Annotated in this window: 8 protein-coding genes and 1 pseudogene; 6 read left to right on the top strand and 3 right to left on the bottom strand. The window is 60.2% G+C overall.

From position 1 onward, the window contains the following. Nucleotides 1–365, top strand: a pseudogene (locus B7L71_RS03880) (DNA primase); the annotation flags it as partial. A 230-nt stretch (nucleotides 366–595) separates the two neighbouring features. After that, nucleotides 596–2,437: an RNA polymerase sigma factor RpoD gene (gene rpoD, locus B7L71_RS03875; protein WP_081136112.1), complete on the top strand. Its 1,842-nt coding sequence runs from the start codon at nucleotides 596–598 to the stop codon at nucleotides 2,435–2,437. 102 nt (nucleotides 2,438–2,539) lie between these two features. On the opposite strand, the gene B7L71_RS03870 is transcribed toward rpoD, so the two are convergent. Further along, nucleotides 2,540–4,111, bottom strand: a complete 1,572-nt coding sequence (locus B7L71_RS03870) for an AbgT family transporter (RefSeq protein ID WP_039175630.1) — start codon at nucleotides 4,109–4,111, stop codon at nucleotides 2,540–2,542. Between the two features lie 179 nt (nucleotides 4,112–4,290). Continuing rightward, the gene (locus B7L71_RS03865) at nucleotides 4,291–4,932 is read right to left on the bottom strand and encodes a hypothetical protein (RefSeq protein WP_081136110.1); all 642 of its coding nucleotides are present in this window, start codon (nucleotides 4,930–4,932) and stop codon (nucleotides 4,291–4,293) included. Nucleotides 4,933–5,115: 183 nt separating this feature from the next. On the opposite strand from B7L71_RS03865, the gene B7L71_RS03860 reads away from it, so the two are divergent. Next, nucleotides 5,116–6,483, top strand: coding sequence for an L-serine ammonia-lyase (locus B7L71_RS03860; RefSeq protein WP_039175634.1), 1,368 nt, complete (start codon nucleotides 5,116–5,118; stop codon nucleotides 6,481–6,483). A gap of 14 nt (nucleotides 6,484–6,497) precedes the next feature. On the opposite strand, the gene B7L71_RS03855 is transcribed toward B7L71_RS03860, so the two are convergent. Beyond that, on the bottom strand, nucleotides 6,498–7,385 hold the full coding sequence (locus B7L71_RS03855; RefSeq protein WP_016916324.1) for a LysR family transcriptional regulator: 888 nt from the start codon (nucleotides 7,383–7,385) through the stop codon (nucleotides 6,498–6,500). Nucleotides 7,386–7,594: 209 nt separating this feature from the next. Here B7L71_RS03855 and B7L71_RS03850 point away from each other — a divergent pair, with 209 nt between their 5' ends. The 3 genes from B7L71_RS03850 to B7L71_RS03840 all read left to right on the top strand — a co-directional run. Further along, nucleotides 7,595–8,704 carry an S-(hydroxymethyl)glutathione dehydrogenase/class III alcohol dehydrogenase gene (locus B7L71_RS03850; RefSeq protein ID WP_081136109.1) on the top strand — a complete coding sequence of 370 codons (1,110 nt, stop codon included), beginning with the start codon at nucleotides 7,595–7,597 and terminating at the stop codon, nucleotides 8,702–8,704. Between the two features lie 72 nt (nucleotides 8,705–8,776). After that, entirely contained in the window at nucleotides 8,777–9,631 is an 855-nt protein-coding gene (fghA, locus tag B7L71_RS03845; RefSeq protein WP_016916326.1) for an S-formylglutathione hydrolase, read from the top strand. Nucleotides 9,632–9,643: 12 nt separating this feature from the next. After that, nucleotides 9,644–10,026: transglycosylase domain-containing protein (locus B7L71_RS03840; protein ID WP_170919437.1), on the top strand; the 383-nt coding region annotated here is incomplete at its 3' end.

Here is a 10,026-nt window from a genome sequence, read left to right as displayed (position 1 = left end):
TTCTGCCGGAAACGCAGGATTGGCTGCCTGGTCAGGATCCGCAGGCATCGCTGTGCCGCGACCTGATTGCCCTGCTACGCGCCGGACGCTACCGCAGCCCGCAAGTGGTACTGGCGCATTTTCAAGGCAGTGAAGAGGGGCGCGTGCTGGCAGAGCTGGCCGCGCGGGAGCTGCTGATTCCCAGGGCGACTCGTGAAGCCGAGCTGACCGGTCTGGTCGAGCACTTGGTCGAGCAGCAGCGCAAGCGTTCGCCTCAGGAAGAGTACGATGCCTTGCTGGCGCTGGAGCGCTCAGGGCAAAAACTGGATAAGGAGCAGCGGCAGCGGTTGGCCGGGTTGGTGTTGGAATTGACCCAGGGCCGCTAATGCACAAGGTGGTTGCAAGAGGTGAGGGGTTGAAATCTCGAACTTCAGGGCCACATAGAGGTTATGCCGCCAAGTATTGGCTAACCGAACAACCTAACACACCTGAATGACCGCGCAAATACGTTTCGCTGGAAAAAATCCCGCTATTTACGCTATACTGTTCGGCTTGTTGAGTTTAATCGATTCAGCGCCCCAGGTGTTTCATTCTTCTTCGTCGAGATAGGGTTTCTATGGCTGGAAATGCGCAGCAGCAGTCACGTCTGAAGGAGTTGATCGCGCGCGGCAAGGAACAGGGCTACCTGACCTATGCCGAGGTCAACGACCATCTACCCGAGGATATCGCCGACCCGGATCAAGTGGAAGACATCATTGGCATGATCAACGACATGGGTATCAGTGTCGTTGAAGAAGCGCCAGATGAAGACACTTTGATGATGTCGGATCACTCCACGGACGAATCCGCTGCGGCACTCGCCGCCGTGGAAAGCGACGTCGGTCGCACTACCGACCCGGTCCGCATGTACATGCGCGAGATGGGCACGGTGGAGCTGCTGACCCGTGAAGGCGAAATCGAAATCGCCAAGCGGATCGAAGAGGGCACGCGGGAGGTCATGTCGGCGCTTGCGTACCTGCCCGGTGCCGTTGCCTCCATCCTCGAAGCCTACGACGCAACCCAGGACGAGGAAGCGCCAGGGCGCCTTTCCGACCTGTTCTCTGGCTTCATCGACCCCGATGAAGGCATTCCTGGGGTGGCCGAAGCGGAAACCCCCGAGCCGGAAGTCGATGCCGAGCTGAGCGATGACGATGATATCGACAGCGACGATGACGACGATGACGAGGACACCAACGCCAGCGAAGGTGGCCCGGACCCGGAAGAAGCCAAGGCGCGTTTCGAGCAGATCCGTGAGCAGAACGCCGCCGTCGAAGCGGCGCTGGCCAAGTTTGGTCGTGGCAGTAGCGAGCTGAAGGCCGAGCAGGCACGTCTGGCCGAGCTGTTCTCGCCCATCAAACTGGTGCCCAAGCACTTCGAGCGTCTGGTGGGGCAGATCCGCATCAGCGTGGAGCAGGTGCGTGCCCAGGAAAAGGCGGTCATGCAGCTGTGCGTCAAGAAAGCCAAGGTGCCGCGCAAGACCTTCATCAAGTCCTTCCCGGGGCATGAGTCGGATTCATCGTGGCTGGACGCTTTCCAGGAAGCGCAGCCCAAGTATGCCGACCGTCTTGAGCCACTGCGTGCCGACATCGCACGTTCTCAGCGCAAGATTGCGTTCGAGGAAGACATGGTGCAGCTGACGGTGGCGGACCTGAAGGAAGTCAACCGCAAGCTCTCCATCGGTGAAGCGAAGGCGCGCCGGGCCAAGAAAGAGATGGTCGAGGCCAACCTGCGCCTGGTGATCTCGATCGCCAAGAAGTACACCAACCGTGGCCTGCAGTTCCTGGATCTGATTCAGGAAGGCAATATCGGTCTGATGAAGGCGGTGGACAAGTTCGAGTATCGCCGTGGCTACAAGTTCTCCACCTACGCGACATGGTGGATTCGTCAGGCCATTACGCGCTCCATCGCGGATCAGGCGCGGACCATTCGTATTCCGGTCCACATGATCGAGACCATCAACAAGCTCAATCGTGTCTCTCGTCAGATGCTGCAGGAAATGGGCCGTGAGCCGACGCCTGAAGAGCTGGGCGAGCGTCTTGAAATGCCGGAAGACAAGGTGCGCAAGGTGCTCAAGATCGCCAAGGAGCCGATCTCCATGGAGACGCCGATTGGTGATGACGACGACTCTCATCTGGGCGACTTCATCGAGGACAGCACTATGCTGCTGCCCATCGATATGGCGACCGGCGAAGGACTGATCGAAGCGACCCGTAACGTCCTCGGTGGTTTGACCGCTCGCGAAGCGAAGGTGCTGCGCATGCGTTTCGGTATCGACATGAATACCGATCACACCCTGGAAGAAGTCGGCAAGCAGTTCGACGTGACCCGAGAGCGGATCCGCCAGATCGAAGCCAAGGCGCTTCGCAAGCTGCGTCATCCCAGCCGTTCCGAGCCGCTGCGTTCCTTCCTGGACGAGTAAGCGTCGCTCGAAAAAGCCCGCCGTGGAAACACGGCGGGCTTTTTTTGTGGGCAGCTGTTGGGCAAGGTGCCAATAGCACCTTGCCGCCTTTTGTTGAAGCCTTTACAGGGTGTAGTGAGTCGCGGAGCCCGGTCCTACGGGCAGACCCAGTACGAACACCCAGAGGAAGAACAGAAGGCTCCAGCCGATCAGCATGAACAGGGTATAAGGCAGCATGAGCGCTACCAGGGTGCCAATGCCCATATCCTTGCGGTAGCGGGTCGCTACGGCCAGAATCAGCCCGAAATAGCTCATCATCGGGGTGATCAGGTTGGTGACCGAGTCGCCGATCCGGTAGGCGGCCTGAATCACTTCCGGGGCGTAGCCCATCAGCATCAGCATGGGCACGAAGATGGGTGCCGTCACGGCCCACTGCGCCGATGCGCTGCCCAGCGACAGGTTGATGAAGGCGCACATGATGATGAACAGCGCAAATAGTCCAGGCCCGCGCAGCCCCAGGGACTCCAGCAGGTCGGCTCCGGCAATGGCGGTCACCGTGCCAAAGTTGCTCCAGTTGAACAGCGCCACGAACTGAGCGGCAAAAAAGACCAGCACGATATAGAGGCCCAGGCTGCTCATGCTCTTGGCCATGGCGTTCACCACGTCGCGGTCATTGTGCATGGTGCCTGCCAAGCGACCATAGATGAAGCCCAGCACGCTGAACGAAACGGCCACGATCACCACGATGCCGCGCAGGAAGGGGGAGCCGCTGATCAGCCCGGTCTCGGGGTCGCGCAGAATGCCGCCTTCAGGCACCACCATGATGGCCACCAGGGCGATGAGTGCCAGAGTGGCCAGGCCGGTGCCCTTCAGTGCCCGCTTTTCGGTGTCGGACAGGCCCTCCATGCGCTGCTGATCGATATCGCTGTCGGCATAGGCCGTATCGAACTTGCCCAGCTTCGGCTCGACGATACGTTCCGTGACCAGGCCGCCAATCAGAGTGACGAAAAAGGTGCTGGCAAACATGAAGAACCAGTTGGCTTCGGCCCCGACGATGTACGCCGGGTCCAGCAGGCGAGCGGCTTCCTGGGTGATGCCCGAGAGCAGCGGGTCGACGGTGCCGATCAAGAGGTTGGCGCTGTAGCCGCCGGAGACGCCACAAAACGCGGCTGCCAGACCGGCCAGCGGATGTCTGCCCAGCGAATGAAAGATCATCGCCGCCAGCGGAATCAGCACCACATAGCCAAGCTCGGCTGCCATGTTCGACATGATGCCCGCAAATACCACGGCATAGGTGACGATGCGCGGTGAGCGGTTGAGTACCAGCGCGCGCATGCTGGCCGACAGCAGGCCCGAGTGCTCGGCCACACCCACCCCCAGCATGGCCACCAGCACGGTACCCAAGGGCGCAAAACTGGTGAAGTTGGTCACCATTTCGGTGACCAGACGGCGCAGGCCCTCGGCGTTGAGCAATGAATTGACGGCAATCCACTCGCCTTCATTGGCTGGGCGTGGGTCGGCTACCGATACCCCTAGCGCCCCCGCAATGCCGCTGCCGACCACCACCAGCACACACAGGATGGCGAACAGTGTCACCGGGTGAGGCAGCAAGTTGCCCAGCCATTCGACGCTATCCAGGAAGCGAGTGAACGCCCCGCGTTTTAGCGTATTTTCACGATTGTTTGGTGTATTCATAACGTTTGTGTCGTCAGTTGGTTGTTTTTTAGCAAAATTGCCCAAAGCAGTGTGGGGGACGACACTACGTGGATGGTCAAGGGGGCGCAAATGGCTTTACGTATAGCGGGATGTAAAAAATGAAATGCCGTCCCTGGCGGTGCTCCCAAAGACGGCAAAAAGAACCGATTGGCAGGGTGTCAGGCGCTTTTCTGGCGAGCAAGGTGCAGGCGTCGGGCCAGCAGGAGCAGCTCGATCATGGCAAACAGAATCAGGCTATAGCCCAGCAGCTCGACCACTTCTTCTGCCACATCCTTGAAAACCCGGACGTACTGCTCCTCCAATACGGCGCGCCAAAACACTTGCCTGCCATATAGACGTGAAAATACATAAGTAACCAGTACGCCGCCTGCAAACAGCCCAAAGGCAAAGCTATTGCTGAAGTGGCGAAACTCCTCCAGAAAACGCTGGCGCTGGTACACGACCCAGGCCAGTGAGGGGAGGATGATCATGGCGACCAGGATTTTCCAGGTATGCCGTGCGATGTACTCATCGAGAAAGTAGTCCTGCTCACGTACCAGCGAGGCAGCGAGGAAGGCCAGCAGCAGCAGGGTCACCGTGGGCCATACTTTCAGCACATGGCGTACGTAGAGGAGCAGGGTACAGCAACTGATCAGAATGAAAGTCTGGGTCAGCTCGGTGAACCCCAGCTCGGTATAGCGCACGGTAGGCAGATACAACGCTTCCAGATACGCGCCCTGGGCGATGCCTCCGATGAAGAGTATATAGAGTGTCGCGCGCAGCAGCGCAGTGCGAAAATCAATAGGCCAGGAGGGTGGCATCACGGTTCCTCTACGTCAGGCGAAATCAGTCAAACAACAAACATACATGAATACATGTTCATTATATCGTCACTTTTCTGTGCTGACACGTCGAACGTGCCAGGAATATCTCGACGAATGGCGGGTTACACTGCAAAGTAACGACATGCGAGCAATAACGACCGTTGAGGGGCGGATGTCACCATGGCCATTAGCGTCTTTGATCTGTTTCGGATAGGCATTGGCCCGTCCAGCTCGCATACCGTGGGGCCCATGCGCGCGGCGCGGGATTTCGTGATGGCGTTGCCGGAAGCGCCCGTGTCACGGCTGGTGGTGCGGCTGCACGGGTCGTTGGCCGCGACTGGGGTAGGCCACGGCACCGACAATGCGGTGGTGATGGGCCTGATGGGTGAAATGCCCGAGTCCATCGAGCCCGACAGCATTGCCGGACGCCTGGCGGCGCTGGACGACGGGACGCCACTGACGCTGCCCAATGGGCATTCGCTGCCCTTCGACCGTGCGCGAGACATCGAGTGGGACGAGACCTGTCTGGCCTTTCATCCCAATGCCATGGTGATCACGGCCTACCAGCAAGAGCGGGTCATCGCGACCAACACTTACTACTCGCTGGGCGGCGGCTTCTATGTCGACCAGGCCTGTGCCGATCAGGGCGGGCTGGATGAGGACAAGACGGCGCTGCCTTATCCGTTCGAATCGGGTAACGAGCTATTGGCACTATGCCAGGCGAATGATTTGCGTATCAGCCAGCTGATGCTGGAAAACGAGAAAGCCTGGCGCAGCGAAGACACCATCCGTACCGAACTGCTGAAGATCTGGCACGCCATGCGTGACAGTATCGAGAACGGGTTGAAAGCCACCGGGCGGTTACCCGGCGGGCTGAACGTGCGCCGTCGCGCCAACGCCCTGCATCAGCAACTGCTTTCGCCGCCCGCCCAGCAGCGCCTGATCGTCAGCAGTTTCAGCGTGATGGATTGGGTCAACCTGTTTGCGCTGGCCGTCAATGAAGAGAACGCGGCCGGCAAGCGCATGGTCACGGCGCCCACCAATGGGGCTGCCGGTATCGTTCCGGCGGTGTTGGCCTATTACCTGAAGTTCGAACCCGACGCCTGCGATGCCGACGTGGTCGATTTTCTGTTGGCCGCGGGCGCCATGGGCATACTGTGCAAGAAAAACGCCTCGATCTCCGGGGCGGAGGTGGGCTGCCAGGGAGAAGTCGGCTCGGCGTGCGCCATGGCGGCGGCCGGGCTGGCCGAAGTGCTGGGCGGTACGCCGCGGCAGGTAGAAAATGCTGCGGAAATTGGCCTGGAGCATAACCTGGGGCTGACCTGTGACCCGGTGGCGGGGCTGGTGCAGGTCCCCTGTATCGAGCGCAATGCCATTGCGTCGGTCAAGGCCATCAATGCCGCCCGTATGGCGCTGCATGGTGATGGCGACCACTTCGTCTCGCTGGATAAAGTGATCAAGACCATGCGCGATACCGGACGCGACATGCAGGACAAATACAAGGAGACCTCCAAGGGAGGGCTCGCGGTCAATGCCATCGAGTGTTAATCCAGCAGCGCGTGTCAGGCCTGGGGCAGGGTACGGCCGATATTGGCCACCAGATAGTCCACCAGTTGACGAATCTTGGGTGACAAGTGGCGGTGGCGCGGGTAGACCGCCCACACCGCTGTATCGTGGTGCTGGAAGGGTTCCAGCACCGAGATCAGTTCACCATTGGCCAGGTGCGGAGCGACGTAGTAATCCGGCAACTGAGCCAGGCCCAGCCCTTTCAGGGCCGCATCCAGCAGGGCAGGCCCCGAGTTGCCGCTCCAGCACCCCTCTACCTTGACCTCTCGCCGCTGGCCGTTCACTTCGAACAGCCAGTTGGGGCGTGAGCCCAGCAGGCAGCGGTGCTGGCTCAGTTCGCCCAGCGTGTGGGGGCGGGGTGCCTGGCGAAAATAGGCCTGTGAGCCCACCACGTATTCGCGGCGCTCGCACAGCCGCCGGGCAATCAGGCTGGAGTCTTTCAGCACCCCCATGCGAATGGCGATGTCGAAACCCTCTTCGATCAACTCCACCGGGCGATTGGTGAAGTGCATGTGTACTTCGAGCTGAGGGTGCAGGCGCTGGAAATCATTGACCAGCGGGGCAACGTAGCGCTCGCCGAAGGTCGTTGCCGAGGTCAGTTTCAGTAGTCCATGGGGTTTGGCCTGCAGCTCGCTGATCGCCTGCTCGGCATCACGCAGCCCATCGAACAAGTGGCGGCAGTGCTCCACGTACAAGGCCCCGGCATCGGTCAGCCGAATCTGCCGTGTGGTGCGATACAGCAGCTGAACGCCCAGCTGATTCTCCAACTGGCTGACCAGCCGACTGATATGCGAGGTGGACACCTTCAAGTGGCGAGCCGCGGCCGAAAAGGTGCCGAGCCGTACGACTTCCACGAACGCTTCGATACGATCCCAGCGCTGCATGGCGCTCCTCATGTGCATCTGGCGGTGAAGGGTGGCAGCGAATGAGCAACGCGATTGTTGCTCAGTGGCAATAATCTTGTGAGTGTATCCCACTTTATCCCTTTCGCCTAGCTGGCCTACACTGCAAGCACGTTTATCCATCCACTTTATCGAGCGCTGTTGCGCCCAGCCAGTGGAACGTCGCTGGGCAACACCTCGGGGAGATTTGCATGAAATCACGTGCTGCGGTTGCACTCGAAGCGGGCAAGCCGCTCGAACTGGTCGACATCGATGTGGAAGGCCCCAAGGCGGGCGAGGTGCTGGTGAAGATGGCGGCCACCAGCGTCTGCCATACCGATGCCTATACCTTGTCGGGCGCCGACCCGGAAGGCAACTTCCCGGCGGTACTGGGCCACGAAGGTGCGGGTATCGTACAGGAAGTGGGCGAAGGCGTGACCAGCCTGAAGCCAGGCGACCACGTCATTCCGCTATATACCGCTGAGTGCGGCAAGTGCAAATTCTGCCTGTCCGGCAAGACCAATCTGTGTGGCAGCGTGCGCGCTACCCAAGGTAAAGGGGTCATGCCCGATGGCACGTCGCGCTTCTCGCTGGAAGGCAAGATGCTGCACCACTACATGGGCACCTCCACCTTCAGTGAGTACACCGTGCTGCCGGAAGTCTCGCTGGCCGTGGTTTCCAAGGAAGCGCCGCTGGACAAGATCTGCCTGCTGGGCTGCGGTGTTACCACCGGGATTGGTGCCGTGTTGAACACGGCCAAGGTCGAGCCGGGCTCCACCGTTGCCGTGTTTGGCCTCGGGGCGATCGGCCTGGCGGTGATCCAGGGTGCCGTGATGGCCAAGGCCGCCAGGATCATCGCCATTGATGTCAATCCGGACAAATTCGAGCTGGCCAAGCAGTTCGGCGCGACGGACTTCGTCAACCCGAAAGACTACAGCGACCCGATCCAGCAAGTGATCGTCGACATGACCGACGGTGGCGTGGACTACTCCTTCGAGTGCATCGGCAATGTCAACGTGATGCGTTCTGCCCTCGAGTGCTGCCACAAGGGCTGGGGTGAGTCGATCGTCATTGGCGTGGCGGGTGCCGGTGAAGAGGTCTCCACGCGCCCCTTCCAACTGGTCACCGGCCGGGTATGGAAAGGCTCTGCGTTTGGCGGCGTGAAAGGGCGTAGCGAGCTGCCGGGTTATGTAGACCGTTATATGAACGGCGAGCTGAACATCGACGACTTCATTACCCATGACATGCCCTTCGAGAAGATCAACGAAGCCTTCGATCTGCTCCATGCCGGCAAGAGCATTCGTACCGTTCTGCATTACTGAGTATGATGAAAGCAGCCTGAAAGAACGCGGCCGGGGCGACCCGCCGCGTTTCACTGTTTAAGGAGCCTGCCTATGAGCATGAGTGAAACGTTGGAGCTGGTGTCGGCAAACCGCAGTTTTGGCGGTTGGCACAAGCGCTACCGCCACTACTCCCGAGCCCTGGACTGCGACATGGTCTTTGCGGTGTACCTGCCGCCACAAGCCGAAAACGAGCGGGTGCCCCTGCTGTGGTGGCTGTCGGGGTTGACCTGCAATGACGAAAACTTCATGCAGAAAGCCGGCGCGCACCGCATTGCGGCAGAGCTGGGCGTGGCGATCGTATGTCCGGATACCAGCCCGCGCGGCACGGAGTTGCCCGGCGAGCATGAAAGCTACGATCTGGGGTCTGGCGCAGGTTTCTACGTGAACGCCACCCAGGCGCCCTGGAAGCCTCACTACCGCATGTACGATTATGTGGTCGAAGAGCTGCCGTCCGTGGTGCGTCAGCATTTTCCGGTCAATGGCCGCGAATCGATCAGCGGGCACTCCATGGGAGGGCATGGTGCATTGATTCTGGCGCTGCGTCATCCGGGGCGTTTCCGTTCGGTATCGGCCTTTGCGCCGATCGTGAACCCGATGAACTGCCCCTGGGGGCAAAAAGCCTTCACCAGCTACCTTGGGGAAGATCAGACCCGCTGGCGCCAGTACGATGCCTGCGAGCTGGTGGCCAATGGCGCTTCCCGGCAACGGTTGTTCATCGATCAAGGAGAAGCCGATCAGTTCCTGGAAGAGCAGCTGATGCCCGAGCGTCTGGAAGCGGTATGCGCCGAGCATGATCACCCGCTAACGCTGCGCCGTCAGCCAGGCTACGATCATAGTTACTTCTTCATCGCCTCGTTCATCGAGGACCATTTGCGCTATCATGCGGAACACCTCATGAAACGTTAAGGGTACCGAGACATGGTCAATCGCGCGCTGCGCCGAGTTCTTCGTCTGCTTTGGCGTCTTGTTTGGCGTGGCGCGCTGGCCTTTGTGCTGCTCTCGGTGGCCTTGGTGTGGCTGTTTCGCTTCGTGCCGCCGCCGGGTTCCATGGTGATGGTGGAGCGCAAGGTACAAAGCTGGGTCCATCGCGAACCCATCACCATCCAGCGCCAGTGGCGTAGCTGGGACAATCTCTCGAATAACGCCAAGCTGGCGGTGATTGCCGCCGAGGACCAGCGCTTCCCGATTCATCGTGGTTTCGATGTGGTGGAGCTGCGTCGTGCCTGGGAGGCCAGCCGCGATGGCTCGAGGCTGCGGGGGGCCAGTACGCTCAGCCAGCAAACGGCCAAGAACGTTTTCCT

This window comes from Halomonas sp. BC2 (assembly GCF_002078115.1).
Lineage (GTDB): Bacteria > Pseudomonadota > Gammaproteobacteria > Pseudomonadales > Halomonadaceae > Vreelandella > Vreelandella stevensii.
Note: the sequence above shows the minus strand (reverse complement) of the source record. Positions and strands in the feature narration are given on the sequence as shown.

What these genes read in the sequence shown, in the direction of transcription:
- rpoD (WP_081136112.1), top strand. Translation starts at nt 596, where the DNA reads ATGGCTGGAAATGCGCAGCAGCAGTCACGTCTGAAGGAGTTGATCGCG.
- B7L71_RS03870 (WP_039175630.1), bottom strand. Translation starts at nt 4,111, where the DNA reads ATGAATACACCAAACAATCGTGAAAATACGCTAAAACGCGGGGCGTTC.
- B7L71_RS03865 (WP_081136110.1), bottom strand. Translation starts at nt 4,932, where the DNA reads ATGCCACCCTCCTGGCCTATTGATTTTCGCACTGCGCTGCTGCGCGCG.
- B7L71_RS03860 (WP_039175634.1), top strand. Translation starts at nt 5,116, where the DNA reads ATGGCCATTAGCGTCTTTGATCTGTTTCGGATAGGCATTGGCCCGTCC.
- B7L71_RS03855 (WP_016916324.1), bottom strand. Translation starts at nt 7,385, where the DNA reads ATGCAGCGCTGGGATCGTATCGAAGCGTTCGTGGAAGTCGTACGGCTC.
- B7L71_RS03850 (WP_081136109.1), top strand. Translation starts at nt 7,595, where the DNA reads ATGAAATCACGTGCTGCGGTTGCACTCGAAGCGGGCAAGCCGCTCGAA.
- fghA (WP_016916326.1), top strand. Translation starts at nt 8,777, where the DNA reads ATGAGCATGAGTGAAACGTTGGAGCTGGTGTCGGCAAACCGCAGTTTT.